At 69.9% G+C, this 25,140-nt stretch carries 28 protein-coding genes; 11 read left to right on the top strand and 17 right to left on the bottom strand.

Annotation, left to right across the window (positions count from 1 at the left end; all coding sequences use genetic code 11):
- Nucleotides 1-13: 13 nt before the first annotated feature.
- From ACQPXM_RS16475 to ACQPXM_RS16455, 5 genes are all read right to left on the bottom strand, one after another.
- On the bottom strand, nt 14-490 hold the full coding sequence (locus tag ACQPXM_RS16475; protein WP_432949454.1) for an SRPBCC family protein: 477 nt from the start codon (nt 488-490) through the stop codon (nt 14-16).
- Between the two features lie 72 nt (nt 491-562).
- A complete protein-coding gene (locus ACQPXM_RS16470; RefSeq protein ID WP_432949452.1) occupies nt 563-970 on the bottom strand; it encodes a hypothetical protein in 408 nt (135 codons plus the stop codon).
- Nucleotides 971-991: 21 nt separating this feature from the next.
- Nucleotides 992-1,744: an alpha/beta fold hydrolase gene (locus tag ACQPXM_RS16465; protein WP_432949450.1), complete on the bottom strand. Its 753-nt coding sequence runs from the start codon at nt 1,742-1,744 to the stop codon at nt 992-994.
- Nucleotides 1,744-2,562: a VOC family protein gene (locus ACQPXM_RS16460; RefSeq protein ID WP_432949448.1), complete on the bottom strand. Its 819-nt coding sequence runs from the start codon at nt 2,560-2,562 to the stop codon at nt 1,744-1,746. The genes ACQPXM_RS16465 and ACQPXM_RS16460 overlap by 1 nt, the downstream gene beginning before the upstream one ends.
- Entirely contained in the window at nt 2,559-2,894 is a 336-nt protein-coding gene (locus ACQPXM_RS16455; protein ID WP_432949446.1) for an ArsR/SmtB family transcription factor, read from the bottom strand. Before ACQPXM_RS16455 ends, ACQPXM_RS16460 begins: the two co-directional genes overlap by 4 nt.
- 92 nt (nt 2,895-2,986) lie before the next feature.
- On the opposite strand from ACQPXM_RS16455, the gene ACQPXM_RS16450 reads away from it, so the two are divergent.
- Entirely contained in the window at nt 2,987-3,868 is an 882-nt protein-coding gene (locus tag ACQPXM_RS16450) for a DMT family transporter (protein ID WP_432949444.1), read from the top strand.
- Between the two features lie 10 nt (nt 3,869-3,878).
- Nucleotides 3,879-5,096, top strand: a complete 1,218-nt coding sequence (locus ACQPXM_RS16445; protein ID WP_432949442.1) for a glucoamylase — start codon at nt 3,879-3,881, stop codon at nt 5,094-5,096.
- Here ACQPXM_RS16445 and ACQPXM_RS16440 read toward each other — a convergent pair.
- On the bottom strand, nt 5,093-6,163 hold the full coding sequence (locus ACQPXM_RS16440; RefSeq protein ID WP_432949440.1) for a glycoside hydrolase family 172 protein: 1,071 nt from the start codon (nt 6,161-6,163) through the stop codon (nt 5,093-5,095). The genes ACQPXM_RS16445 and ACQPXM_RS16440 overlap by 4 nt on opposite strands.
- 105 nt (nt 6,164-6,268) lie before the next feature.
- Between ACQPXM_RS16440 and ACQPXM_RS16435 the strand changes: the two genes are divergently transcribed.
- A complete protein-coding gene (locus ACQPXM_RS16435; protein ID WP_432949438.1) occupies nt 6,269-6,769 on the top strand; it encodes an SRPBCC family protein in 501 nt (166 codons plus the stop codon).
- A 32-nt stretch (nt 6,770-6,801) separates the two neighbouring features.
- Here ACQPXM_RS16435 and ACQPXM_RS16430 read toward each other — a convergent pair whose 3' ends face one another.
- Together ACQPXM_RS16430 and ACQPXM_RS16425 are read right to left on the bottom strand one after the other, a co-directional pair.
- Complete coding sequence (locus tag ACQPXM_RS16430; RefSeq protein ID WP_432949436.1) at nt 6,802-7,236, bottom strand: VOC family protein; 435 nt, start codon at nt 7,234-7,236, stop codon at nt 6,802-6,804.
- A gap of 9 nt (nt 7,237-7,245) precedes the next feature.
- Complete coding sequence (locus ACQPXM_RS16425; RefSeq protein WP_432949434.1) at nt 7,246-7,842, bottom strand: TetR/AcrR family transcriptional regulator; 597 nt, start codon at nt 7,840-7,842, stop codon at nt 7,246-7,248.
- Between the two features lie 132 nt (nt 7,843-7,974).
- Here ACQPXM_RS16425 and ACQPXM_RS16420 point away from each other — a divergent pair, with 132 nt between their 5' ends.
- Nucleotides 7,975-8,136, top strand: a complete 162-nt coding sequence (locus tag ACQPXM_RS16420) for a hypothetical protein (protein ID WP_432949433.1) — start codon at nt 7,975-7,977, stop codon at nt 8,134-8,136.
- A 210-nt stretch (nt 8,137-8,346) separates the two neighbouring features.
- Here ACQPXM_RS16420 and ACQPXM_RS16415 read toward each other — a convergent pair whose 3' ends face one another.
- Complete coding sequence (locus tag ACQPXM_RS16415; RefSeq protein ID WP_432949431.1) at nt 8,347-8,934, bottom strand: hypothetical protein; 588 nt, start codon at nt 8,932-8,934, stop codon at nt 8,347-8,349.
- Nucleotides 8,935-9,992: 1,058 nt separating this feature from the next.
- On the opposite strand from ACQPXM_RS16415, the gene ACQPXM_RS16410 reads away from it, so the two are divergent.
- Nucleotides 9,993-13,112 carry an amidohydrolase family protein gene (locus tag ACQPXM_RS16410; RefSeq protein ID WP_432949429.1) on the top strand — a complete coding sequence of 1,040 codons (3,120 nt, stop codon included), beginning with the start codon at nt 9,993-9,995 and terminating at the stop codon, nt 13,110-13,112.
- Nucleotides 13,113-13,142: 30 nt separating this feature from the next.
- Here the strand turns inward: ACQPXM_RS16410 and ACQPXM_RS16405 are convergent, their stop codons facing one another.
- The 7 genes from ACQPXM_RS16405 to ACQPXM_RS16375 form a co-directional block, all read right to left on the bottom strand.
- A complete protein-coding gene (locus tag ACQPXM_RS16405) occupies nt 13,143-14,120 on the bottom strand; it encodes a ribose-phosphate diphosphokinase (protein WP_432949428.1) in 978 nt (325 codons plus the stop codon).
- Between the two features lie 74 nt (nt 14,121-14,194).
- Nucleotides 14,195-14,914: a class I SAM-dependent methyltransferase gene (locus ACQPXM_RS16400; RefSeq protein WP_432949427.1), complete on the bottom strand. Its 720-nt coding sequence runs from the start codon at nt 14,912-14,914 to the stop codon at nt 14,195-14,197.
- 49 nt (nt 14,915-14,963) lie between these two features.
- A complete protein-coding gene (locus tag ACQPXM_RS16395; protein WP_432949425.1) occupies nt 14,964-15,389 on the bottom strand; it encodes a hypothetical protein in 426 nt (141 codons plus the stop codon).
- A 311-nt stretch (nt 15,390-15,700) separates the two neighbouring features.
- Nucleotides 15,701-16,723: a threonine aldolase family protein gene (locus ACQPXM_RS16390; protein WP_432949423.1), complete on the bottom strand. Its 1,023-nt coding sequence runs from the start codon at nt 16,721-16,723 to the stop codon at nt 15,701-15,703.
- Nucleotides 16,720-18,093 carry a class II 3-deoxy-7-phosphoheptulonate synthase gene (locus ACQPXM_RS16385; RefSeq protein ID WP_432949421.1) on the bottom strand — a complete coding sequence of 458 codons (1,374 nt, stop codon included), beginning with the start codon at nt 18,091-18,093 and terminating at the stop codon, nt 16,720-16,722. Before ACQPXM_RS16385 ends, ACQPXM_RS16390 begins: the two co-directional genes overlap by 4 nt.
- Nucleotides 18,094-18,136: 43 nt before the next feature.
- Entirely contained in the window at nt 18,137-18,529 is a 393-nt protein-coding gene (locus tag ACQPXM_RS16380) for a DUF2237 family protein (RefSeq protein ID WP_432949419.1), read from the bottom strand.
- Nucleotides 18,530-18,577: 48 nt separating this feature from the next.
- Entirely contained in the window at nt 18,578-19,348 is a 771-nt protein-coding gene (locus ACQPXM_RS16375) for a lysophospholipid acyltransferase family protein (protein ID WP_432949417.1), read from the bottom strand.
- A 257-nt stretch (nt 19,349-19,605) separates the two neighbouring features.
- Here ACQPXM_RS16375 and ACQPXM_RS16370 point away from each other — a divergent pair, with 257 nt between their 5' ends.
- The 6 genes from ACQPXM_RS16370 (at nt 19,606) to ACQPXM_RS16345 (ending at nt 24,336) form a co-directional block, all read left to right on the top strand.
- The gene (locus tag ACQPXM_RS16370; protein ID WP_432949415.1) at nt 19,606-20,370 is read left to right on the top strand and encodes an alpha/beta hydrolase; all 765 of its coding nucleotides are present in this window, start codon (nt 19,606-19,608) and stop codon (nt 20,368-20,370) included.
- On the top strand, nt 20,363-21,157 hold the full coding sequence (locus ACQPXM_RS16365; protein WP_432949413.1) for a hypothetical protein: 795 nt from the start codon (nt 20,363-20,365) through the stop codon (nt 21,155-21,157). The genes ACQPXM_RS16370 and ACQPXM_RS16365 overlap by 8 nt, the downstream gene beginning before the upstream one ends.
- 71 nt (nt 21,158-21,228) lie before the next feature.
- A complete protein-coding gene (locus tag ACQPXM_RS16360; protein ID WP_077016864.1) occupies nt 21,229-22,458 on the top strand; it encodes a TIGR00300 family protein in 1,230 nt (409 codons plus the stop codon).
- 53 nt (nt 22,459-22,511) lie between these two features.
- Nucleotides 22,512-22,928, top strand: a complete 417-nt coding sequence (locus ACQPXM_RS16355; RefSeq protein ID WP_432949411.1) for a YybH family protein — start codon at nt 22,512-22,514, stop codon at nt 22,926-22,928.
- Nucleotides 22,929-22,966: 38 nt separating this feature from the next.
- Nucleotides 22,967-23,347, top strand: coding sequence for a VOC family protein (locus ACQPXM_RS16350; protein ID WP_432949409.1), 381 nt, complete (start codon nt 22,967-22,969; stop codon nt 23,345-23,347).
- A gap of 239 nt (nt 23,348-23,586) precedes the next feature.
- Nucleotides 23,587-24,336 carry an enoyl-CoA hydratase family protein gene (locus tag ACQPXM_RS16345; protein WP_432949407.1) on the top strand — a complete coding sequence of 250 codons (750 nt, stop codon included), beginning with the start codon at nt 23,587-23,589 and terminating at the stop codon, nt 24,334-24,336.
- Here ACQPXM_RS16345 and ACQPXM_RS16340 read toward each other — a convergent pair whose 3' ends face one another.
- Nucleotides 24,337-25,101 carry an SDR family oxidoreductase gene (locus ACQPXM_RS16340; protein WP_432949405.1) on the bottom strand — a complete coding sequence of 255 codons (765 nt, stop codon included), beginning with the start codon at nt 25,099-25,101 and terminating at the stop codon, nt 24,337-24,339.
- Nucleotides 25,102-25,140: the final 39 nt, after the last annotated feature.

The raw sequence follows: 25,140 nt of genomic DNA, 5'->3' as shown, positions 1-25,140 counted from the left end.
CGTCGTCTGACGCTCAGCCGGCGGCATCACGATCGTCCGACGCTGAGCCGGCGGCGTCGTCGAGCCGCTGCTTCAGGCGGGCCATGTTGCCGCGCATCTCGCGGCGGGACTGCGGCCGCACCAGCAGCGGCACCAGGACCTTGCCGATGCCGTGTCCCTCGAAGTCGACGTCGATCCGCACCGTGCACGCACGCCGTCCCGGGACCGGCTCGACGGTCACGTCGACGGCGGCGCGGATCGGGCCGTCGGTCCCGCGCACACCCCAGGCCCGCGGCGGATCCAGCCGGACCAGCTCCGACACCACCGTCCGTTCCCGCCCGCCGATCCGCCGGGTCGTCGTGCACTTCGCCCCGACCTCGGCCGTCTCGCCCTCCAACTGCCCGTCCACGACACCGGCCTGCCACTCCGGAAACCGGTCCGGGTCGACCACGTACGCGAACACCTCGTCCGGCGTACCGGCAACCTCCACCGTCGACACGATCGCTGCCATCTCGAACTCCCGTCCTCGATCCACCCCTGCAGCAGTCTGACGAACAACGTCGCACGGAATCGACAACACGGACTAGAACCTGACGTCGTCCCAGACGTACTCGGTCCGGTCGAGGTACGGGTTGTAGATCGTCACCACGTTCCGCGCCTCGGCCACACTGACCAGGCGCGCCCTCGCGATCGCCTCGTCCTGATCCCTCATCCGCATGGTGATGTCCAGGTAACAGCGGCCGGATCGAGGATTCAGCCAGGTGCCGATCCAGACGTCGGACTCCCGGCACACCTCGTGGTTCTGCTGGATGAATTCCAGCAACTCGCTCCGCAACCGGGATGGATCCACGATCCGCGTCCGTGACGGGTACTTCGGGAAGTACCAGTAGCTCTCCAGCTCGGCGAACGCCGAGGCGACCAGGCTGAACGTCGCTCCCCCGTGCTCCTGGGTCCGCGCCACGATCCGCTCGACCATCTCCTCACCCCCCACCGGCCGCACGGTAACAGCCGGCTAGTGCGAGGTCAGCCAGTCCACGACGGTATTGGTGAACCGCTGCGGGGATGAGTAATGCAGGTCGTGGTTGGCGTATTCGAAGAGCTCGAAGCGGGCGGACGGAATCTGGGCAGCCAACTTCTCCACCAAGTACGGCGGGCAGAACGGATCCTCCGAGCCGGCGATCAGCAATGCGGGACAGGAGATTCCCGCGGCGCGCGACAGCGAGACGTCGCCACCCGCCGCGGTGATCGCGCGAAGAGCTCCGGCCCAGCTTCTCGCCATCGTCCGGGCGTTCGCGGCGCCGTACGCCTCGGCCAGGTACGCCGCCAGCGGCAGCAGCTCCCGGACCGGTTCGTCGATCAACCGCTCCAACTCGTCGTACGACGGGCCGTTGACCGGCTCGACGATCTGGCCGGCCGCTCCCCAGGCGAGGACGGACAGTGCTCGACCGGGCGCGAGGCCCGCCATCAGCAGCGCGACCTCTCCCCCGTCGCTGAACCCGACCAGATGAGCCGCGCCGATCCCGAGTTTGTCGAGCAACGCGAGGAACGCCCGCGCGTCCTCGGCGTAGAAGTCCACCGAGTACTCCCGCGGCTGCGGACCCGACCGCCCCGACCCCGGCAGGTCGGCTGACACAACCCGGAAGCCGTCGTCGAGCTCAGCCCGCAACCGCCCGAACTCGACCGCACTCCCCGCCCACCCCGGCAGCAGCAGCACCGCATCGCCGCGGCCGGAGTCGTCGTACTGGATCGTTCCGAACGTCGGCATCAAGCCATCGTCGGCCGAGCCTGCGCGAACGTCCAGCGATGGCCCTCGAGGTCCTCGGCCTCGTAGCGGCGATAGCCGTGCTGATGGATCTCGGTGACGATCTTGGCCCCCTGCTCGGTACTACGAGCGAAATGGGCGTCCAGGTCGTCGACGTACACCCAGACGGCATGGTCGGCGCGAGGCGCACTGTTGTCTTCGAGCTCGAAGAGCAGGATCGCGGAGGTGCCGACGTGCAGCTCGATCCAGGACAACCGCTCACCTTCGCCAGGGATGCGGTCCCACGAGTCGAGGCCGAACGTAGTGTGCAACCAGCGCGCGGCAGCATGCGGATCCCGGTAGTGCAAGGCGACCGAGAGCCGCCCGAGTTCACGCGGAACCGACGGCGCGGAGTCGCGGCGAGCCACCCACTTCGGGAACCACCTGATGACGTTGGGCCATTGGTAGAACGCCTTCTCGCCCCCAGGCCGGAGAATCTGCTCGACAATGACGCGGGTACCGGCCTCGACCGGCTCGAAAGCGATCTCGGTCTCGGTGTCGTCGACCGAACTGCGGTAGCCGAGTCGGACCCCCGGCTCCCACAGCGTGATCCGGCCGATCTCCAGCGCATCCTCGTCCGCCGGATCGGCCGCGACCCGGTACACCTCCAGAATTCGCCCGCCGACACCGGGCTCGATCCGCATCTCCACCGCGCGGCCTGAGTCGAAGTAGTTGATCGGGCCACGGGCCCACCACAGGTCGATCTCCTCGGTGAAGATCCGGAACGCCGTCGCCGGATCGGCGGCGACCTCAACGGTCGCGGATGCGGACTGCTTCGTCACGGTGTCTCCCTCTCGTCGACGTGCTTCTTGAAGGCGCCGAGCTGCTCCTGCCAGTGCGCCTGCACCTGGTCGAGCCAGGCCTGGACCGCGACCACAGGCTCCGGCCGCAGCCGGAACACCCGCGCCCGCGCGTCCTCGGCGACCCGCTCGTCGGTCACCAGGCCGGCCGCCAGCAGGATTCGCAGGTGCCGGCTCATCGCCGGGGACGAGACGCCGGTCGCGGCCGCCAATCGCCCGGCCCGCTGCGGTCCCTCCCCGAGCAACCGCACCACCTGTCGCCGGGTCGGGTCGGCCAGCACCTCGAAGAACCGGTCGACCTGATCGTTCGCCATGCTGGAATAGTTCCATCTTCGGTTAACTATTGGCAAGACCGCGCAGTACCGGGATTTTGGTCGCCCTGTCAGGTGTCTGGTTAGCTTTGCTCGTGAATCACCCGCGCGTCGCCGTGATCGCCCTGCTCGCGGTCGCCGCGGCCTGGGGCTCCACGTTCTTCCTGACCAAGGACCTCCTGACCAGGATGGACGTCGCCGACTACCTGGCGCTGCGCTTCCTGATCGCCGCGGTCGCGCTGATCCTGGTCCATCCCCCGGCGATCGCCCGGCTCAGCCGCCTCGACCGCGGCCGCGGCGTCGCGCTCGGCGTCACGTACGGCATCGCGCAGCTCGTCCAGACCGAGGGCCTGCGGCACACGTCGGCGAGCGTCTCGGGCTTCGTCACCGGCATGTACGTCGTGTTCACGCCATTGCTGGCCGCGGTCATCCTGCGGCACAAGATCGGGCGCTGGGCCTGGATCGCGGTCGTGCTCGCCACAGTCGGCCTCGGCGTACTCTCCCTGCGCGACTTCAGCCTCGGCACGGGTGAGCTGCTCACCCTGGCCTCGGCCGGCCTGTACGCGCTGCACATCATCGGGCTCGGCGCCTGGTCGACACCGTCCAACGCGTTCGGCCTGTCGGCGTTGCAGATGGTGGTGATCACGGTCGTCTGCGCGATCGGCGCGATCCCCGGCGGCTTCACGCTGCCGTCCGGCGGGGGCGACTGGGTCCGGGTGGTCTACATGGCCCTGGTCGCGGGAGCGCTGGCGCTGATCGTGCAGACCTGGGCGCAGGCCCACCTGACCCCGACGCGCGCGGCGATCGCGATGACGATGGAGCCGGTGTTCGCGTCCGGGTTCGCCGTACTGTTCGGATCGGAGAGCGTGACCGCGCGGATGCTGATCGGCGGCGCGTTCGTGGTGGCGGCGATGTACCTGGTCGAGCTGGCGCCACGGAAGAAGATCGAGGCCGAGGTCCAGCACCTCGGCCAGTAGGGAGCCGGTGATGCGGGACGACAGCGCGCGACGGGTCCGGGGGTTCCCGGCCGCCGTGATCGCCGTCCTGCTCGCGGTCCTTGCCGGCGGCACCATTTCCAACCTGGACCGGAATCCCCAGCCGCAGCTCGTTGCCGACGGCATCCCGGGCCGGTCGTTGCCGCCGGCCACCGCTGGTACGCCGTACGCCAGCGTGCCGTACGCCGACCTCGTGCGGCACGCGCTCGCCGATCTCGACGCCCTCACCCTGCCGAACGGCGCCACCTTGGCCGGCAACGACGGGCCGTGGCGGTTCGTCTGGCCGCGGGACGCGTCGTTCGTGGCCGCGGCGCGCTGTGCGATCGGCCAGTACGACGAGGCCGCGCGCGTGCTTGGGTTCCTCGACCGGGTCCGCCCGATGGCCGGCCGCTGGGAAGCGCGCTACTTCGCCGAAACCGGCGGCGTACCGAACGACGGCCGGGAACCGCAGCTGGACGGATCCGGCTGGGTGCTGTGGGCGACCTGGTTCTGCGATCGCGATCTGGCCCGGTACTGGCCGATGGTCAAGGAGTCCGCCGACCAGATCGTCTCCGAGCTCGGCCCGAACGACCTCCCGGGCCCGTCGCCCGACTACTGGGAACGCGAGGAGACCGAGGTCACCCTCGGCACGGTCGCTCCCCTGCTCACCGGCCTGCGCGCGGGTCTGGCGATCGCCCGAGAGCTCGGCCATCCAGCGGAGGCCGAACGCTGGCAGACCGCGTTCGACCGGTTGTCCAAGGCAACAAATCGCCACTTCGCACCGGACTATCCGCGCACTCCGGCCCGCTCGGTCAGCCTCCTGGAACCAGGCCTGCGGATCGGCATCGGCGGCGGCGCCGACGCGATCGTCACGATCCTCGGCCCACCCTTCGCCCCCGCGGATCCCCGGATCGACGATGTGATCACCCGGACCAGGCACGCCCTGACCCAGCCCAACGGCGGCGTCACTCCCGGCGAACAATGGCGCGCCGACGGCGTCGCTTGGACTCCGCAAACCGCCCTCTTCGCCCTGAACGCGGCAGCCCGCGGCGACCGCGCGACCGCCGAAGAACTCCTGCGCTGGCTGGACACCCACCGCACTCCGAGCGGAGCCCTACCGGAAAAGGTCAACCGCGACCTGCAGCCCGCCGGTGAAGCCCCGCTCGGCTGGACATCGGCCGTCGTCGTACTCACCGTGGCGGCGCTGCGCAACCCGCTTCCGGTGCCCTAGCAGATCTCCATCACGTCGGGGGTCGGCGCCTCGGGGCGGGTGGTGCTGGTCTTCGACGAGTAGAAGAACGCCGTCGACGCGATGTCGTCCTGCAGCGGCAGGTAGCGGCCGCCCGAGCGCCAGCCGAGGGCCTGGACGTCGACGCGCAGCGACTCACGGAAGCGGATCGGGTCGGGCAGGTGGAAGCGGTACATGCCGAACCGCTGCTGGCTCGCGTACTGGCCATCGGGCCGGATCACCTGCGGCATCCCCAGGTACGGCGTACTGAACTCGGCGTAGCCGCCGCGGTCGGGCCCGAGGTCGAAGTTCCAGGCGCCGCCGAAGTAGTCCTCGGTGCCGGTGCCGCAGATCGTCGGGTACTCCTCGCCGTCCAGGTAGAACTTGACCTCACCCTCGCCCCACCAGCCCGAGCTGTTCACCCCCCACGCGATGTAGGTGCCGACGTAGTGGCCCGGCCCTTCGACGCCGTCGAGCAGGGTGTGCACGGTCTTCGACGGCAGCGGGTTGCTCCGCCGCCACTGCGCATGCAGGTACGCCGACTCGGCCGCCACCTCGCCGAGCCAGTAGTCGACCTGGAAGTAGACGATCACCTTCTCGTCGGACGTGTTCTCCACCGTCAGCCGAGCCTGCTCGCGGAACGGCATCTCCCAGTAGCAGTTGAAGCCGCCGTTGGGGTTCACCGAGACCGGCAGCGCGTTGACCTGGGCAAACCGGCCCCAGCCCGAGCAGAAGAAGTCGCCGACCGGCGCCTCGACCGCGGGAGCGTCGTCACCGTCCCAGTACGAGCGCAGCACCAGCCGCCGCCAGTTGTCGCTGTGCGTCGTGAGCCAGATGTGAGTGATGCAGCCGCTGCCGGCGATGTCCGCGAGCGTCGCGGTCTCCCCCGGCCCGATCTCGATCGACGGCGACACCTTCCAGCCCTGCCCGAGGTCGCGCGCCGCGTGGGCGCCGGTCCCCTCGGTCCGGCGTCCGCCCTGGCCGGGCTCGCCGGTCGGGTTTTCCGCGCTGATCGAGCGGCTCTGGACATTGGCGACGGCGCTGATTCCGGTCAGGTTCCCAAGAGTCATGGCCGCGAGCCTAAGCGGGTTATCGGCCCGATGGTGGTGCGAGAAATCGATTTCTCACCTGCTGGACGGCTTGCTCTTACATGCTGATCTGGTTATATTCCAGCCATGGCATCTGAGCGCGGCACGGTGCACGCGACCGACGACGGGCGGGTCGCGATCCGCTTCGTCCGGCTGTTCGCGCATCCGCCGGAGAAGGTGTGGCGAGCGCTGACCGATCCGGTGCAGCTGGCGGTCTGGTTTCCCGCGATCGTGGATCTGTCGGCGCCGGCGGGGAGCGAGATGTTCTTCGGAGTTACCGAGCGCCAGCGGGCGACGTACGGGATGGCGGACGATCCGGACCGCAAGCCGAACGGGCGAATGCTGCGCAACGAGCCGCCGCACGCGCTCGAGTACGAGTGGATGGGCGAGATCCTCAGCTGGGAGCTCACCGGTACGGCGGACGGCTGCCGGCTGGTGTTCACGAACGTGCTCACCGACCGGGACGCGGCGGGGCCCGCGGCGGCCGGGTGGGAAGCCGGGCTCGAGGTGGTCGCGGCGCAGCTGGACGGCGTACCGGTGACGTGGGATCCGTTCGCCCGGGCTGAGGAGCTGGCGCGCGAGTACTGATCAGCGGGCGCTTCACCTCAGCGGACCTCCGCTCACTGCCGGGCGGGGGCGAAGAGCTCCAGCTGGATGTTGTCCTGGTCGCGGAAGACCAGGACCGAAGCGTAGGGCTCGTCCGCGATCGGTGACTGGGTGAGCGGTTTGTCCGCCTGGTCGCTGCGGACGACGCCGTGCGCTTCGAGATGGTCTTGCCATTGCTCGAGGTCAGCGCGGCTGCCAACCGCGAAGCCCGCGTGGTCGAGCCCCGTCGTGGTTTCCGCACAGAGCCGGCCGTCGTTGTCCTCGTGCCGGTGCAGGGCGATCATCAGGTGCCGGTCCGCGTCGGCGAGGATCCGGCCGAGGCCGCCCTTGTGCGGGATGTCCATCAGCGGATGGACGTCGAAGATCTCCCCGTACCACCGGACGCTGGCGTCCAGGTCGGTCACGGTGAGGGCGAGGTGGTGCAGCCTGGCGGGTGTGACGGTGGACATGAGTCCTCCTCAGGTACGGGTCTCCCCGGTCGCGTAGCGATCGAGGAACATCTGGGTCACCTCGCCGACGAGCCGGCTCCACCGGTCGCCACCAGGGTCGTTGGAGACCTGCTGGTCGACCAGGCCGGTCGTCACGGCGGTCCAGATGTCGAGGTGCCGCGGATCGTGCACGCCGTTGCGTGCGAGGAGCTCACGCGTGACCTCGAGGGCCTGAACGGCGAGCTCGTAGGACTCCGGCGACGGCGTGAAGCCCGGGACGGAGCGCTGGAACAGCAGTTGGTAGCGGGGAATGTCGGAGACGCAGAACTGGACGAACGCCTCGGCCTCGGTCAGCAGATCCCGGCGCGGATCCTCGGTCACCGGCAAGCCGGCCTTCAGCTCGACGAAGCTCAGCGCCGCGTCGGCGAACATCGCGTCGAAGATCGCGTTCTTCGAATCGAAGTACGCGTAGACAGTCGGCGTGCTGATCCCGGCCCGCCGAGCCAACTCCCGCAGCGACAGCGACGCCAGCCCTTCCTCCCGGACCAACGCCCAGGCGGCCGCGAGAACCGCCGCGCGGGCGTTCTCCCGTCGGGCCTCGCGCCAGGTCGGGCCGTTCTTTAACATAGTTCGAAGTATTTGTACGGTGTGCAAATCTTGTCAATGCTTAGGCGTCGGCCGGATGTGCGGGGACGAGCCGCTCGAGGACGAGTGGATGGGCGAGATCGTCAGCTGGGAGCTCACCGGTACGGCGGAGGGGTGCCGGCTGGTGTTCACCATGTGCTCGGCGATCGCGAGCTGCCGGGCCGGCCGCGGGCCGGGTGGCGAGCCGGGCACGAGTTGGCGGCGGCGCAGCTGGACGGGCCGTCGGTCGACTGGGATCCGTTCGTCCGATCGGAGGAACTGGCGCGCGAGTACTGATCAGCGGTCGCCGCTGCCATCGCTGCCCCGGGTGTGGCGGCAGCGGGCGCTGGCCTTCAACCTCAGCGGGCGGGTCTACACCTCAACACGCGCGGGTCTTCACCTCAGCAGGCGCCGGCCGTCATCTCAGCAGGCACGGTCTTCACCTCAGCAGGCTGGCCGTCACCTGCAGACACCGGGCTTGACCTCAGCAAGCCGCTGGCCTGCGTCTCAGCAGGCGCGGATCTTCGCCGTGAAGCCGTGCTCGAAGGTGAGGCAGGCCCACGGGCGGCCCTTGTTCTTGTCCGGGCGCACGATCAACGGGTACTCGGTCGCGCCACGAGACTCGGGTGACTTCTCGGTGACAGGCGAGCCGATCGCGCCACCGCGGGCTTCGGCTGCCGCTTTGACGTGCTCGACCGTGACGGCGCTCATCGCATCCTTTGCGGCGGCAGCTTCGGCGTCGTCCGCGACCGCAAGCGCGAAGTCGATCTCCGGCGGCGTCGCCCAGGTCGTCGACGTCACCGGGAAGACGAAACCGAACATCAGAATCCCGACCCCGGCGATGATCCGGCGTCCCCGGCGGCCGTTCTCGGCCCCAAGCACGGCCGCGCAGCCGATCGCGAGCAGCAGCGTGAGACCGCGAATCAGCCAATGCCGGTCAAGCCGGCTGTCCACCGCGAGCGCGGCGATCAACGCGATCAGAACGCAAGCGACCGCAGCCAGCATCGCGCGGACCTTCGGAGAAGCGGTCAGACGCCTTACAGTGCCGGACGTCGCCGCCGCTCCCGCAGGACCGTCAGGGGAAACAGAACTCATGCCGCAGACGATAGAGCAGCCGCAACGGACGACCGTGGTCGACGGCGGCCCGGCGGGAGTCTCCGGTCGGTACGCCGTGGCGCTGCGTCTGTTCCGCCGAGACCAGCGGGCGGCTCCGCGGCGGGCTCGCCGATTCTCGCGGGCAACGGCCCGGCGGCAGGCTCAGAGATCCGCGCGGTCGGCGGTGCAGCGGCAGCCTCAACCGATCCCCGCGCGGACGCGGCCCGGCGGATAGCTCAGCCGATCCCCGCAGTGGCGGCCCCGCGGCCGACTCGGCCTGTGGCGGGCCCCGCGGCCGGCTCGGCCGGTGGCGGCCCGACGACACCGGGGCACTCAATCGATCCCGCGGCCGATGGCGCGACCAGCCGATCACCTCGGTCGAGTTCTCGCGCCTGAGCCCTGCCCACTCCTCACCATTTCAATGGTTAACCCTCGTGCTGGTGGGTTCTACGACCGCCTGCGGTCATGGAACCCACCACTGACCGGGTTAACCGTCCAAATGGGACAGCAGAGCGCCAGGGTGGGGGGTTGGGTGCGGGGTGCTGGAGGGCGGGGCTCGGGGTCCGCCAGGGCTGGGTGGGGGCTGGGCGGCGGGGCTCGGGGCGCGGGTGTTGGGCGCGGAGCGCGGGTGTTGGGCGCGGAGCGCGGGTGTTGGACGCGGAGCGCCGGTGGCGGGCGCGGGTGTCGGGCGCGGAGCGCCGGTGGCGGGCGCGGGTGTCGGGCGCGGAGCGCCGGTGGCGGGCGCGGGTGTCGGGCGCGGAGCGCCGGTGGCGGGCGCGGGTGTTGGGCGCGGAGCGCCGGTGGCGGGCGCGGGTGCTGGGGGCGGAGCGCCGGTGGCGGGCGCGGGTGCTGGGGGCGGAGCGCGGGCGGTGGGCGCTGAATGCTGGGCGTCGGGGCACTGGGCGGTGAAATTCGCGGCGGCGCGGTGGGGGGACGGTGGGCCGTTCGTCGCAGTGAATCATCCGTTCGTCGCGCGACGCGCCGTACAGGCTCAACGGGTGTGGACACTGCTGGCAGATTCGGATTTGTCCCACCGCCCCGAGGGATTGGATCCGCGCGTGAACCATGAAGACCCCGCTGTCTGGAGCATTTCCCGCCGCCGTGCTCTGCAACTCACCGGCGGCGTCGCCGTGGCCGGGTCGCTGCCGATCGCCGGCGCCACCGCCACTTCCGGCTTCGCCTCCGCCGAGCAGGCCGCGACCAGCGGCAACCACGCCACCTTGACGCAAGGCACGAACTTCATGGTCGCGGTATCCCCGGACGGACGCCGGCTGGCGTTCGACCTGGTGACCGCGATCTGGGTGACGTCGGCCGGCGGTGGTTGGGCGACTCGGCTGACCGACGATCTGCAGGACGCCACCCGGCCGCGATGGTCACCGGACGGGCAGCAGCTCGTTTTCCAGTCCTACCGCGATGGCAACTTCCACCTGTGGACGATTCGGCCCGACGGTCACGGGCTGCGTCAGCTCACCAAGGGCCGGTACGACCATCGCGAGCCGCACTTCACGCCGGACGGCCGGGCGATCGTGTTCTCCTCCGACCGCGGCGGCAGTAGCTACGGGATCCACCGGCTGGATCTGCGAACCGGCGCGATCGTCGCGCTCACCGACGACCCGACCGAGGAGGCGGAGCCGGCCGTCTCCCCCGAGGGCCGGAAGGTCGCGTTCACCGTCGACACCGCCGCGATCGTCGAGCTCGACCTGACCACCGGTGCCCGGCGGACCGTCGTACCGGCGCAGGCGGGGACGACGGTGTTCGGGCCGTCGTACTCGCCGGATGGGAAGCTCGCGTACGTTCGGCTCACCGGACCGGCGAGCGACCTGATGATCGGCGACACCGCGGTGACCAGCGGCAAGGACGTCTTCGCCCTGCCGCCGTCCTGGGCGTCGGCCAACGAGCTGTACTACACCGCGGACGGTCAGGTGATGAAGCATCGGGTCGGCGGCGCGGCGCAGGCGATCGCGTTCACCGCGGTCGTGCCGGTCACGTCGAAGCGGCCGCGGCCGAAGGGTCCGGACATCGAGTCGACCAGACCTCGAGCAGTGAAGGGGATCGCGAGCCCGGCAGTCTCCCCGGACGGGCGGTGGCTGAGCTTCCGTGCCCTGAACGCGCTTTGGCTCGCCCGGACCGACGGCAGCGGCAGCCCGCGCAAGATCGTTGCCGACGGCTACTTCAACTCGGACCCGGACTTCTCCCCCGACGGCCGGACGTTGCTCTACGCAAGCGACCGCGACGGTACGGCGGACCTGTGGCTGCACGACCTTGCCAAGGGCACCGATACCAAGCTCTCCTCGTTGCCCGGGGCCCAGACCGCGCCGCGGTTCTCACCGAACGGCCGCCAGGTCGCTTATCAGGATCAGGACGGCATCGCCTGGATCCTCGACCTCGGCTCGCAGCAGGTGCGCCAAATCACGCCGACGCTCTTCCAGCCCGGCCGGGTCAGCTGGTCCGCGGACGGAAAGACCATCGTGCTCGCGGCGGTCAAGCCGTTCTCGAAGCGATTCCGGGAAGGCACCAGCCAACTGCTGTACGTCGACGTCGCCAGCACCGCCTTCGAGTACGTCGAACCGATGCCGTTCCGCTCGCTCGCGACCCGCGGCGACGACGGTCCGGTCTTCTCCCCCGACGGCCGTCGGCTGGCCTTCGTCGTCGAGAGCCTGCTGTACGTCGTACCGGTTGATCGGCGCGGGCGATTCACCGGCGAGCCGCGCGCGGTGACGAGCGAGGTCACGGACTCGCCGGTCTGGCTGGACGACCGGACCCTGCTCTACCTGAACAACGGCAGACTGCGGCGTACGGATGTCGACGGCGCTCGGCCGCGGACCGTCCGGCTCGATCTCACGTGGCGACGGGCGACGGTGAACCAGCACGTCACGATCCACGCCGGCGCTCTGTGGGACGGCCGCGCGCAGGAGTTGCGCGAGGACGTCGACGTGGTGCTCGACGGGTCGAAGATCGCCGCCGTCCGCCCGCATCGCGGCACAGCCGACATCGACGCGTCCGGCTTGACCGTGATGCCCGGGCTGATCGACGCGCACAACCACTGGCACCTGCGCGGACGGGCGTGGGGTGCGCGGCAGGGCAACCTCTGGTTGTCGTACGGGATCACGAGTACGCGCTCTCCCGGCGATCCCGTGTACCAGATGCAGGAGACGCGGGAAGCGCTCTCTCACGGTTCGCTGACCGGCCCGCGGTACTTCGCGACCGGTGAGGCGATCGACGGGTCGCGGGTCTACTACAACTTCATGCGCCCGACGTTGTCGCTGCGGCAGCTCGGCCTGGAGATCGATCGGGTCGAGGGCATCGGCTACGACCTGGTGAAGACCTACGTGCGGCTGCCGGTCGAGTACCAGCGGCGCGCGATCGCGGCCGTGCACCGGCTCGGACTGCAGCTGTCGTCGCACTACCTCTACCCCGCCGAGCATCTCGGCATGGACGGGATGGAGCACACCGGCGCGACGAACCGGCTCGGCTACTCGCACACGGTCAGCCGGCTCGGCCGCGCGTACGCCGACGTGGTCACGCTCTTCACCCGCGCCGGCCTGTCGGTCACGCCGACGCTGTTCAACTCGACCATCGCGCACGTCGACGACCCGTCGCTGCTCACCGACCGGCGGACCACCACGCTCTTCCCGAGTTGGGAGTACGCCGCCTTCCAGGCCGAGGTGAACACCGCGTCCGGCCCGGCCGGGGTGACGACACGCGAGCTGCTCCGCGGCAACGTCGACATGGTGCTGCGGATCCATCGCGGCGGCGGGCTGGTGATCGCCGGCACGGACGCGCCGCTGGACAACGTCGCGGTGTCGCTGCACGCGAATCTGCGCTCGATGGTGGCCGGCGGCTTCACGCCGTACGAGGCGCTGACGACCGCGACCCGCAATCCCGCGCGCTGGCTGAATCTGGAGGACACGCTGGCCGTCGTGAAGCCGGGCGCGCAGGCGGATCTGTCGTTCGTGCGGGGCAATCCGCTGGCCGACATCCGGCACGCCGCCGACGTGCAGCAGGTGATGGTCGCGGGGCGGCTGCACACGGTCGACGAGTTGCTGGAGCCGTTCGCGACGACGGCCCGGGCGAGCGCGGGACCGCGGCCGCTACGCCGGGATCAGGCTCACTCGCACGACAGCGAGTACTGGTGGCACGAGCCGGAGTGGCTGCACCGAGTGTGCTGCGAGGGCTGATCTGAAGGGGTGCCGCTTCCGGCACCCCTGTCAGAACGGAAGCTTGGGCTGCGGCGGGCCGTGGGTCGGGTCGACGCCGTCGAACAGGCTGCTGACCGACTCGCCGTCGTGGATCCGCTGGATCGCGGCGGCGAACAATTTGGACACCGAGCTGACCTGCAGCTCCGGGAAGCCGTCCGGGCGCGGGACCGTGTCGGTGCTGATCACCTCGGTGATCGACGGGTGCGCCCGCAACCGCTCGACCGCCTTGCCGGCGAACAGCCCGTGCGTGCACGCGACCGCGGCCTGCGTGCAGCCGAGATCCTTCAGCCGGTCCAGCAGCTCGATGATCGATCCGCCGGTCGCGATCTCGTCGTCCAGCACGATCGCCTTCTTGCCGGCCACGTCGCCGACGATCGCGTCGATCACCACCCGGTCGTCGGCCAGCCGCTGCTTGCTGCCCGCCGCCACCGGCAGCCCGAGCAGCCGCGCGAACTGGGTCGCGGTCTTCGCGTTGCCCAAGTCCGGGCTGACCACGACGGTGTTGCTCAGGTCGGTACCACGGAAGTGATCGGCCAGTACGCCGATCGCGGTCAGGTGGTCGACCGGCACCGAGAAGAACCCGTGCACCTGCGGCGCGTGCAGCGCCATCGTCAGCACCCGGTCCACGCCGGCCGCGACCAGCAGATCGGCGACCAGCCGGCCACCGATCGAGATCCGCGACGCGTCCTTCTTGTCCGACCGCGCGTACGCGTAGTGCGGCATCACGGCGGTGATCTGCGCCGCCGAGGCCCCGCGCGCCGCGTCGATCATCAGCAGCAGCTCCATCAGGTGCTCCTGCGTCGGCGGCACCAGCGGCTGGACGATGTAGACGTCGCGCTGGCGGCAGTTGACCTGCAGCTGAACCTGGAGGCAGTCGTTGCTGAACCGGTGGATCTCCACCGGCGACAGGTCCACCCCGAGATCGGCACACACCTGCTCGGCAAGGCCGGAATGAGCACTACCGCTGAACACGACGATCTCTCGCACGGCTCTCCCCGAACGCTGTGACCCGACGCCGTCAGCCTACCTTGAGCCCTCCCAGCGCCTTGCGCCCGTGACGATTAGTGGACAGCGAACAGCCCGGCGTTCAGGAAGTCCGGGCCGAAGGCTCCCTCGACGCCGGACCGTACGGCGCGCAGCTCGACGGTTTCGAGCGGCGCGAAGATCGTCGCGAGGTCGTCGAGCGAGAACGCCATGCCGCCCGCGGTGTCGCCGGTCAGCACGATCTCCTCGTCGTCCGGCGTCGCCATCCGCTCGGCCGCGAACGTCACGATCCCGAACCGCCCACCCGGGCGCACCAGCGGCAGCACCCGCTCGAGGTAGGTGATCCGCCGGTGCGGGGCGATGTGGTGGAAGCAGCCCGAGTCGTACACGAAGTCGAATTGCCCAGCCGGCAACGGATCGCGCAGGACATCGAGCGCGGTCAACGTCACCGCCTCCGGCATCGCCGCGCGAACGCTGTCCAGCAGAGGTTCCGCGAGGTCGATCCCCTCAACCGTCGCGCCCTGCTCGGCGAGCCACCTGCTGTTGCGCCCGCCCCCACACCCGATGTCCAGCGCCCGCGCTCCCGCCAGACTGCCGAGCAAGCCGCGAGAGTTCCAGTCCGCCAGCGGTTCGTCGGGCAGCTGGGTCGCCAAGGGATGGTCCGGGGTCGACAGCAGCTCGGTCCAGAACCCGGCCGCCGACTTCTGCGACCGGTCACCCCGGCCGCTGGCCGCAACCACTTGATCGAGGGTGTCGAGCAACTGGTCGAGGGTGTGGATCCGGGCGTTGGCAGTCACCGCCGAATTCTACTGTCGCGCCGACCGCGAGTCGGCCCAGCCACTCGACTCACGCGTTGCTGAAGTACCGGAAGAAGCAGTACGACAGGTCGCCGCCCTGGACGTAGATGCAGATATGGAGCCTCGCCGGCCCGTGCAGCAAGCTGACGTTCCAGCTGTCCGAGTCCCCGTCGGTGACGTACCGCGAGCTCCGTACCGTCCACGTTCCGTCCGACCGCCGGCTCGAGGTCGTGATGCCGATCCCGAACCCGTCGTCCTGGTCTCCGACCCAGACTTCGTTGTTGTCGGTGCCGCCGGTGCTGGCGTACCGGTCGATGAAGCCCACGGTCCCGCCGTAGGTACCGCCCGCGGACGCGGGCTTGTCGTAGGCCTGGGTGAAGGTTGCGGCGTGAGCAGGACTTGCGACCGCCAGGAGCGTGGCCATCGCCACGGCCGGTACGGCGAGCAGTCGCCGGGTCCACTGAGCTTTCGGCATCGTCACGGTCCTTTCCGAGGCCGATCGGGGGCGTGACCGGCGGACGCGTTGGTGTGGAGCCGCACGCTACCGACCATCACGAACAACCCGCTGCCCGTACTTCGCCCGTACCGAAGGCCGGCCGCGGCGAGTCGCGCCGACGACGGAAGGGTGCAGCATCGACGGCCGACGCTGAGCTGTAAGGGAAAGTGGTGGTTCGGAGATATTTCGAGGTCGCCTGGCGACGGCGGGACGAGATTCCGGCGCGGCACGAGTTGCCGTGGTTGTACCGGGCCGTGCGTGTTACGACCGGCCGACCCGCCGTGACTTGCTCAGCGCAGCAGTCCCGCGATCGTTTCGGCGGCCTGCCGGCAGTCGTCGGCTGAGGCGTCCAAGTGCGTGACGAGCCGCAGCTGGGTCGCACCCACTCCCCCTACCAGCACCCCGGCCTCCTTGGCCCCCGCGACTACCTCGGCGACAGTGCGGCCGGTGGTCGCAAGGTCGGCGACGACGATGTTGGTCTCGACCTGGTCGGGCTTGACCGAGCCGGGGGCCGCGTCGGCGAGGATCTCGGCGATCCGGCGGGCGTTGGCGTGGTCCTCGGCGAGGCGTTCGACGTTGTGGTCGAGGGCGTACAGGCCGGCCGCGGCGAGCACGCCTGCCTGGCGCCAGCCGGCGCCGAGGCGCTTGCGCCAGACCCGGGCCTCGCGGATCAGCTCGGCCGAACCGGCCAGGACCGATCCGACCGGCGCGCCCAGGCCCTTCGACAGGCAGACGCTGACCGCGGCCGCCCGGGAACCGAATGCGGCCATCGGTACGCCGGTCGCGACCGACGCGTTCCACAGCCGGGCGCCGTCGAGGTGCAACGGCAGCCCGGCCTCGTCGAGCAGTTCGGCCAGCGCGTCGTACGAATGCTGGATCGAACCGCCGCCGAAGTTGTGCGTGTTCTCGACCGAGACGGCCGCGGTCTGCACGAAGTACGGGCCGAGGTCGGGCGCGATCAGCTCGCGGATCTGGTCGAGGTCGATCTGGCCGTCTGGGGTGGTCCAGTTGCGGGTGGTGACACCGCTGACGGCCGCGTGGGCGCCGAGCTCAGCGCGGGCGATGTGGGCCCGCGACTCGCACAGCACCTCGGAGCCGGGCGGCACGAGCGCGCGGACGCCGAGGATGTTCGCCAGCGAGCCGGTCACGACGAACAGCGCCGCCTCGTGCCCGAGCAGGTCGGCGACCCGCTCCTCGAGCGCGGCGATCGTCGGGTCCTCGCCGTACACGTCGTCGCCGACCGGCGCGCTCGTCATCGCCGCCAGCATGCCGGCCGAGGGCCGCGTGACGGTGTCCGAGCGCAGGTCGATCACGACTGCGCCCCGCGCAGCCGCTCGGCCACCATGAACGACAGCTCCAGCGACTGGTGCCGGTTCAGCCGCGGGTCGCACGCGGTCTCGTACCGGTTGACCAGGTCCTCGGCGACCAGCGCCTCACCGCCACCGAGGCACTCGGTGACGTCGTCGCCGGTCAGCTCGACGTGCAGACCGCCCGGCCAGGTGCCGACCTGCTCGTGGGCGTCGAAGAAGCCCTGCACCTCGTGCATCACGTCGTCGAAGTTGCGGGTCTTGTAGCCGTTCGGCGTCTCGTAGGTGTTGCCGTGCATCGGGTCGCAGACCCACGCGATCGGCGAGCCGTGGTCGCGGACCGCCTCCAGCAACGGCGGCAGCGCCTCGCGGATCTTGCCCGCACCCATCCGGGTGATGAAGGTCAGCCGGCCCTCGACGCCCTTCGGGTTCAGCTTGTCGATCAGCGCGCGGATGTAGTCCGGCGTGGTCGTCGGGCCGATCTTCACCCCGAGCGGGTTGCTCAGCGACGCCAGGAACTCCACGTGCGCGCCGTCCAGCTGCCGGGTCCGCTCGCCGACCCAGAGCAGGTGGCCGGACACGTCGTACGGCAGCTCGGTGCGCGAGTCGATCCGGGTCAGCGCGTGCTCGTACTCCAGGATCAGCGCTTCGTGCGAGGCGTAGAAGTCGACCGTGCGGAACTCGTCGGAGGTCGCGCCGCAGGCCCGCATGAAGGCCAGCGCGCGCTCGATCTCACCGGCCAGCTGCTCGTACTTCTGCCCGACCGGCGAGGACCGGACGAAGTCGGTGTTCCAGGCGTGCACCTGGTGCAGGTCGGCGTAACCACCGGTGGTGAACGCGCGGGTCAGGTTCAGCGTCGCGGCGGCCGCGTTGTAGACCCCGCGCAGCCGCTCCGGATCCGGGATCCGGGCCTCGGGAGTGAACTCGATGCCGTTCACCGCGTCACCCCGGTACGACGGCAGCGTGACGCCTTCACGGGTCTCCTCGCCGGAGCTGCGCGGCTTGGCGTACTGGCCGGCGATCCGGCCGACCTTCACCACCGGCACGCTCGCGGCGTACTGGAGCACGACCGACATCTGCAGCAGCACCCGGAGCTTGGCCCGGATGTTCTCCGCGGTCACGCCGTCGAACGTCTCGGCGCAGTCGCCGCCCTGGAGCAGGAACGCCTCACCGCGGGCGACGGCGCCGATCTTGTCGGTCAGGTCGTCGCACTCGCCGGCGAACACCAGCGGCGGCATCTTCCGCAACTGGCCGATCACCTGCTCCAGCGCCACCGGGTCCGGCCACTCGGGCTGCTGGAGCGGCTTGAGGTCCCGCAGCTCGTCCAGGCTGGGCACACCCGGCACCACGCCTTCGTTCAACGTCGCGAATTGCATACGCCAACCATATTCGAGCCCCCACAATCCGTGCGCGGGCGTCTCACTGCAGCGAGCTGAGGTCAGGTGGTACGTCGACCGCGTGCTCGCGCAGCACCGCCAGCGGGATCGTGTCGAGCGCCCGCCGGTGCGTCGAGGCCAGTACGACGGGCGCCGCGACGCCCGCGTGATACGCCTGCAGCCACCGCACCGCGACCACGCACCACCGGTCCCCCGGCTTCAGGCCGGCGAAGCCCAGCTCCGGCCGCGGCGTACTCAGGTCGTTGCCCACCGACTCCTGATAGCTCAGGAACTCCGTCGTCATCACCGCGCAGACGGTGTGACTGCCCAGATCCTCGGGTCCCGTGCTGCAACAGCCGTCCCGGAAGAACCCGGTGACCGGATCGGTCCCGCACTCCTCCAACTCGGCACCCAGCACGTTCAGCTCGCTCTCCACGAGCATCATCCTCACCCATGCCGGACCGGAAGTTCCGACGAGTCGGGCTCAGGAAGCCTTGGTGTCGTCCAGCCTCGGCTTGAGGTGGTCGTCGATGTTCTCGCCGGCCTTGAGCAGTTCCTTGGCCTTCTCGGCGTACATGTCGACGTACTCCTGGCCGGACAGCTCCATCATCGCGTACATGATTTCGTCGGTGACCGAGCGCAGCACGAACCGGTCGCGCTCCATACCCTCGTAGCGGGAGAAGTCCAGCGGCTTGCCGATCGCGACGCCGGGGCGGACCAGGCGCGGCAGCCGGCGGCCGGGCTCGCGGACGAACCACTTCGGCATCACGGTGCCGGGCGGGTTGATCTTCTCGGTGTCGATCATCGCGACCGGGATGACCGGGACGCCGGCCACGATCGCCATCCGGGCGACGCCGGTCTTGCCCTTGTACAGCCGGCCGTCGGGCGAGCGGGTGCCCTCGGGGTAGATGCCGAACAGCTCACCCTTGCCGAGGATCTCCAGGCCGGTGTTCAGCGCGGCCAGCGACGCGCGGCCGCCGGAGCGGTCGATCGGGATCTGGCCGATCGAGCGGAAGAACGTCGCGACCAGCTTGCCCTTGAGACCGGGGCCGGTGAAGTACTCCGACTTGGCCGGGAAGACGATCTGGCGCGGTACGGCGACCGGCAGGAAGATCGAGTCGGAGAACGCGAGGTGGTTGCTGACCAGCAGCGCCGGGCCGGTCTCCGGGATGTTCTCCAGCCCGGTCACCTTCGGCCGGAACAGGAGCTTCGCGATCGGAGCGACCAGGAACCGCCTGAGGAACAGGTACAGCACGTGCCTCCACCTCCACCCTTCGGCCAGCTCCAGTGTCCCGCATCACCGGGCACAGTGCACCCGCCGGGCAGGACCTTACGTTCCAGCTTCCTCCTCAGGCAATGTCACCGCCAGGGAATGAGGGGGTTGCACTCCGTGTTGATCTGTGGTTGCAGACTGGCACTGTGGCCGGACCGACACCCTGGCCGGGGTGGGCGGCGGGCCGAGCGGCTGCGACCATTACGACTCAGGCACCACGCGAACGCTGAGGAGCACCTGTGCCCGTGTTAGCCCATGCGGAGGAGTTCCGCAGTCCCGGCTCCGGCCCGAACGCCGGCATCGGGATCCTGTTCAGTCACGGCTTCACCGGGTCGCCGAAGTCGATGCGCCCGTTCGCGGAGCACCTGGCCGCCGAGGGCTACGGCGTCGCCGTTCCGCGGCTGCCCGGCCACGGCACGCACTGGCGCGAGGCGAACACGACCACCTGGCACGACTGGTACGCCGTACTCGACAACGAGTTCGAGCGGTTGCGCAAGGAGCACGACCGGGTCTTCCTGGCCGGGCTGTCGATGGGCGGATGCCTGGTGCTGCGGCTGGCCGAGCAGCACGGCGAGGACGTGGCCGGGCTGATCCTGGTGAACCCGTCGGTGCAGACCGACGACAAGCGCCTCGCGCTGCTCCCGGTGCTGCAGCGGCTCCTGCCGTCGTTCCCCGGGATCTCCAACGACATCAAGAAGCCCGGCGTGGACGAGGGTGCCTACGACCGGATGCCGCTGCGCGCGCTGTTCTCGCTGTCGCAGCTGTGGAAGATCACCCGCGAGGACCTGCCGAAGGTGACCCAGCCGGTGCTGCTGTTCCGCAGTACTGTCGATCACGTCGTCGAACCGAGTTCCGGGCGCACGGTGCTGTCCCGGATCTCGTCCCGCGACGTCACCGAGACCCTGCTCGAGGACAGTTATCACGTGGCTACTCTGGACAACGACGCTCCCCGCATCTTCGCCGGCACGACCGACTTCGTCCGCCGGATCGGCACCGATGCGTGACAACGGCCTGACCGCCGCGGCGTACGCGTCGATGGGCGGCATCGACCCCCTGGTCACCACCCCGGTCCTGTCCGCCCTGGCCGATGCCGGCATCGCCGCGTACTGCGCGCCGCCGGGGTCGGAGGAGGAGACCAAGCTGTCCGCGGAGCCCGAGCAGCCCGAGGACCTCGCACCGGCCGACGACGAGCCGATGGCCGCCGACAGCGCGTCGAAGGCGGAGGCCCCGGCGAAGGCCGACGTACCGGCGCGCAAGGTGCCGGCCGGGTTCGAGGAGATCTTCGTGGACGCCGACGCCGTCGAGAAGGCTCGCGGGGTGATCGACCGCAGCACCGAGGACGCCGAGTGGAAGTCGCTGGTCGAGCAGTTCAACGCGCCATCGGCTCCCGGGCACGACGAGCCGCCGGTGCCGCGCTGGCCCGCCAGTGAGGACGTCGACGAGAACTCCTACGAGCCGCTGATCGACGTACCGGCCGGGCTGGTCGTGGGCGACACCGACGAGGAGCCGCCGAAGGAGCCCCCGCCGCGGCGCAGCGACGACCCGCACGACCACTACATCCCGCCGGAGCCCACCCGTGGACCCCGGCTGGACTGGATCAGCCGCGCCGCCTGGCTCGGTCTGATCGGCGGTCCGCTGCTGCTCGTGCTGGCCGCGCTGCTCGACTTCGGCACCGGCCGGATCACGCTGCTCGGCGTCGTCGGCTTCATGGCCGGCTTCCTCACGCTAGTGATCCGGATGAACGACCGCCTGCCGCCCGAGGACACCCCGGACGACGGCGCCGTGGTGTAGCACCTGCTTCAGGCGCTAGAGTGGCGGATCGTCGGACAATCCGACATCCCCGCTGACGGAGGAGGCACCCCGTGCAGGTCACCGAGACGGTCGAGATCACCGGCCACCTGATGGACTCCGGGCTGCTGTCCCGGGTGCTGGACGACATCCGCGGGTACGGCGGTGAGTACACGCTGGACAAGTTCGACCTCGGCTACGACAAGGACGACCCGTCCACGGTCCGGATGACGGTCGGCGCCGAGGACGAGGAAGCGCTGCAGCGGCTGCTGATGCGGATCCAGACCAAGGGCGCGAACCTGGTCAATCCCGGCACCGCGGAGATCACCGAGGTGACCCAGGACGGTGTCTTCCCCGACGGCTTCTACTCCACCACCAACCTGCCCACCAGCGTGCGCCTGGACAACCACTGGGTGCAGGTCACCAACCCGGAGATGGACTGCGGGCTGCTGGTCGAGAACGGGGGCGTACGGACCATCCCGATGTCGGACGTGAAGGCCGGGATGCGGATCATCACCAGCGCCCAGGGCGTCAAGGTGACCCCGCCGATCGTCGCGAACACCGAGGAGTCGTTCGGCTTCATGGAGTCCGACGTCTCCAGCGAGAAGCCGCAGCGGGTGCTGGTCAAGCAGGTCGCCGACGGGATGCGCGAGGCGAAGGCGAACGGCCAGAAGGTGCTCTGGGTCGGCGGCCCGGGCATCGTGCACACCGGCGCGGCGCCGGCCATGGTCGCGATCGTCGAGGCCGGGTACGTCGACGTGCTGTTCGCCGGCAACGCGCTGGCCACTCACGACATCGAGTCCTCGCTGTACGGGACGTCGCTCGGGGTCGACCTGGCCCGCGGCCGCGGCGTCGAGCACGGCCACGAGCACCACATCCGCGCGATCAACACGATCCGCAAGGCCGGCTCGATCGCGGCCGCCGTCGAGCAGGGTGTGCTCACCTCCGGCGTGATGCACGCGCTGGTGAAGAAGGGCGGCACGTACGTCCTGGTCGGCTCGGTGCGCGACGACGGCCCGCTGCCCGACGTCTACACCGACGTACTGGAAGGTCAGCGGGCGATGAGGGCGGCACTGCCCGGCGTCGGCTACTGCCTGATGGCGGCGACCATGCTGCACTCGGTTGCTACCGGCAACATTCTGCCGGCCTCGATCCCGCTCACCTGCGTCGACATCAACCCCGCGACGGTGACCAAGCTGGCCGACCGCGGCTCGTCGCAGGCCCGCGGCATCGTCACCGACGTCGGTCTGTTCATCGAGCACCTGGCCCGCGAGCTGAACCCGGACTACGACCGGGCCAAGTGACGTCGGGCCTATCGTGGGGGCGAGTCCCAACGCGCCCACCCGAGGGAGACCTGATGACGTTGCAGTTCGAGTCGTTCCTGCGCCGGTTGGAGGAAGCCAACACCGCCTTCGTCAACGGCGACCCGTCGTTGTGGCTGGCGCTGGTCTCGCGCAGTGAACAGACCTCGATCTTCGGCGGCTTCGGCGGGCACGAGGTCGGCTGGTCGCAGATCGGCCCGCGCTACGAGTGGGCCTCGGCGCAGTTCCGGCCGAGCGGCGCGAAGGTCGAGTTCGAGTACCTGGACAAGCACGCCGGGTCCGACACGGCGTACACGGTCGCGATCGAGCGCTGCACGGTCCAGTACGTCGACCGGCCCGGTGACCATCCGCACGTGCTGCGGACCACGATGGTGTTCCGCAAGGAGCACGGCGACTGGGCGATCGTGCATCGGCACGGCGATCCGCTGAGCCCGAAGACACCGCCGGCCTGACCTGGACCCTGCCGCGACTTGGCGGCAGGGTGTGATCCATGGCACTCCGAACGAAAGCACAGTGGTTCGGCGTCGCGCTCGACGCACCGGACGCCCGGGAACTGGGCCGGTTCTACCAGCGGCTGCTCGGCTGGCAGATCTTCGGCGACGAACCGAACTGGGTCACGCTCGCGCCGTCCAAGGACGCCGGCTACAACCTGGCCTTCCAGACCGAGCCGAAGTACCAGCGCCCGGTCTGGCCGGCCGAGGACGGCAAGCCGCAGATGTCGATGCACTTGGACCTCGAGGTCGACGACCTGGACGAGGCGGTCGCGCACGCCGTCGAGGCGGGCGCGGAACTGGCCGACTTCCAGCCGCAGGACGACGTGCGGGTGATGCTGGATCCGGCGGGGCATCCGTTCTGCTTGTACGTGAACTGACTCCACCGGCGCCTCCCACCAGCCGTCGTCCGCCACCCACCCGCCATTTCGACGGTTAACCCAGGCGCTGCCCACCCCCATTTCGACGGTTAACCCACTCGGTGGTGGGTTCGATGGCCGCATGCAGCGGTAGAACCCATCACTCGAAGGGTTAACCGTTCAAATGGGAGGGCGGGAGGAACGGGAGGTGTGGGGCCGGTTACGGCGTACGGGTGGGTCGGCAGGGCAGGATGGCTTGCATGAGCGAACTGGTGCATCTCGAGCTGGCCGACGGCGTCGCGACGATCACGCTGGACTCGCCGCACAACAAGAACGCGCTCTCCCAGCAGCTCACCGGTGAACTGCTGGAGCGGTTGGAGACAGCCAGTGCGGATGACGCGGTCCGGGTCGTGGTGATCCGGTCGGCGCTCGACGTGTTCTGCTCCGGCGCCGACCTGTCCGAGGCGACGACGGTCGGCATGGGGGTCGGCGCGCAGCGCATGGTCGATGTGCAGCGTGCGATCGTCGCGCATCCGAAGCCGGTGGTCGCCCGGGTCGCAGGGCCGGTGCGGGCCGGCGGGATCGGCATCGTCGCGGCGGCCGACATCAGCGTCGCGGGGGCCAGTTCAACCTTCGCGTTGACCGAGGTCCGGCTCGGGCTTGCGGCGGCGACGATCTCGCTGACCGTGCTCCCCCGGCTCACCGATCGCGCCGCCTCGCTGACCTTCCTGACCGGCGACGGCTTCGACGGTACGGAGGCCGCACGCCTCGGGCTGGTCACCCGCGCGGTTCCGGACGAGGAACTGGACGACGCGGTCGGCGCCGTACTGACGTCGCTGCTGAAGGGCGTGCCGCAAGGTCTGCGCGAGACCAAGAAGCTGCTCACCCGCGAACTGCTCGCCGACATCGATGCCCGCGGCAAGGAACTCGCGGAGCTGTCGGCGGGGCTGTTCGGTTCGGAGGCGGCCCAGGAGGCGATGCTTGCCTTCCTCAACCGCCGCAAGAAGTGACTACGGCTTGAAGCCGCCGTTGCTGTAGAGCAGCTGGCCGTTCATCCAGCCGCCCTGCTCCGAGCAGAGGAAGCTGATCAGGTTCGCGGTGTCGCGTGGAGTGCCGAGGCGGCCCAGCGCGGTCGCCTCGATCCCCCACTGCTTGATCTCCGGCGACATCCAGCCGGTGTCGACGGGCCCCGGGTTCACCACGTTGGCGGTCAAGCCGAGATGCTTCAACTCCTCCGCGGCGGCCAGCGTGATCCGGTCGAGCGCACCCTTGCTCGCGCCGTACGGCAGGTTGTGCGTCGTGTGGTCGCTGGTCAGTGCGACGATCCGCCCGGTCCCGAACGGCGCGTCGTACTGCTCGGCGTACGCCTTGATCAGCAGCCAGACCGCGCGCGCGTTGACGGCGAAGTGCCGGTCGAAGCTCTCGACCGTCGTGTCGAGGATGCTGCTGTCGACGCTCTCGCAGTGCGCCATCACCAGCGCCCGCACCGATCCGAGACCTTCGCGCACCGTGCGCATCAGCGCAGCCGGCGCGTCGACGTCCTGCAGATCGGCCTCGACGGCGAGCACGCGGGCGCCATGTCCTTCCAGTAGGCCGGTGAGCTCGGCCCGAGCGTCGGCGTCGGGGCCCCACGGCATGCGTTCGTCGTACCCGGTGAGGTAGCTGAAGGCAACGTCCCACCCGGTCGCCGCGAGCCCTTCCGCGATGCCCGCGCCGATCCCGATCCGGCGTCCGACTCCGGTGACCAGTGCGACCGGCCGCTTCGTCTCGCTCATGGCTTCATCCTGCCGTCGAGCGCGCTGCGGCGGCCACTC

The sequence above is a fragment of the Kribbella sp. CA-253562 genome, from assembly GCF_050942265.1.
Taxonomy (GTDB): domain Bacteria; phylum Actinomycetota; class Actinomycetes; order Propionibacteriales; family Kribbellaceae; genus Kribbella.
Note: the sequence above shows the minus strand (reverse complement) of the source record. Positions and strands in the feature narration are given on the sequence as shown.

Coding starts and splice junctions, on each gene's coding strand:
- ACQPXM_RS16475 (WP_432949454.1), bottom strand. CDS start 490: ATGGCAGCGATCGTGTCGACGGTGGAGGTTGCCGGTACGCCGGACGAG.
- ACQPXM_RS16465 (WP_432949450.1), bottom strand. CDS start 1,744: ATGCCGACGTTCGGAACGATCCAGTACGACGACTCCGGCCGCGGCGAT.
- ACQPXM_RS16455 (WP_432949446.1), bottom strand. CDS start 2,894: ATGGCGAACGATCAGGTCGACCGGTTCTTCGAGGTGCTGGCCGACCCG.
- ACQPXM_RS16445 (WP_432949442.1), top strand. CDS start 3,879: ATGCGGGACGACAGCGCGCGACGGGTCCGGGGGTTCCCGGCCGCCGTG.
- ACQPXM_RS16440 (WP_432949440.1), bottom strand. CDS start 6,163: ATGACTCTTGGGAACCTGACCGGAATCAGCGCCGTCGCCAATGTCCAG.
- ACQPXM_RS16435 (WP_432949438.1), top strand. CDS start 6,269: ATGGCATCTGAGCGCGGCACGGTGCACGCGACCGACGACGGGCGGGTC.
- ACQPXM_RS16430 (WP_432949436.1), bottom strand. CDS start 7,236: ATGTCCACCGTCACACCCGCCAGGCTGCACCACCTCGCCCTCACCGTG.
- ACQPXM_RS16425 (WP_432949434.1), bottom strand. CDS start 7,842: ATGTTAAAGAACGGCCCGACCTGGCGCGAGGCCCGACGGGAGAACGCC.
- ACQPXM_RS16415 (WP_432949431.1), bottom strand. CDS start 8,934: ATGAGTTCTGTTTCCCCTGACGGTCCTGCGGGAGCGGCGGCGACGTCC.
- ACQPXM_RS16395 (WP_432949425.1), bottom strand. CDS start 15,389: ATGCCGAAAGCTCAGTGGACCCGGCGACTGCTCGCCGTACCGGCCGTG.
- ACQPXM_RS16385 (WP_432949421.1), bottom strand. CDS start 18,093: ATGCAATTCGCGACGTTGAACGAAGGCGTGGTGCCGGGTGTGCCCAGC.
- ACQPXM_RS16365 (WP_432949413.1), top strand. CDS start 20,363: ATGCGTGACAACGGCCTGACCGCCGCGGCGTACGCGTCGATGGGCGGC.
- ACQPXM_RS16355 (WP_432949411.1), top strand. CDS start 22,512: ATGACGTTGCAGTTCGAGTCGTTCCTGCGCCGGTTGGAGGAAGCCAAC.
- ACQPXM_RS16350 (WP_432949409.1), top strand. CDS start 22,967: ATGGCACTCCGAACGAAAGCACAGTGGTTCGGCGTCGCGCTCGACGCA.
- ACQPXM_RS16345 (WP_432949407.1), top strand. CDS start 23,587: ATGAGCGAACTGGTGCATCTCGAGCTGGCCGACGGCGTCGCGACGATC.
- ACQPXM_RS16340 (WP_432949405.1), bottom strand. CDS start 25,101: ATGAGCGAGACGAAGCGGCCGGTCGCACTGGTCACCGGAGTCGGACGC.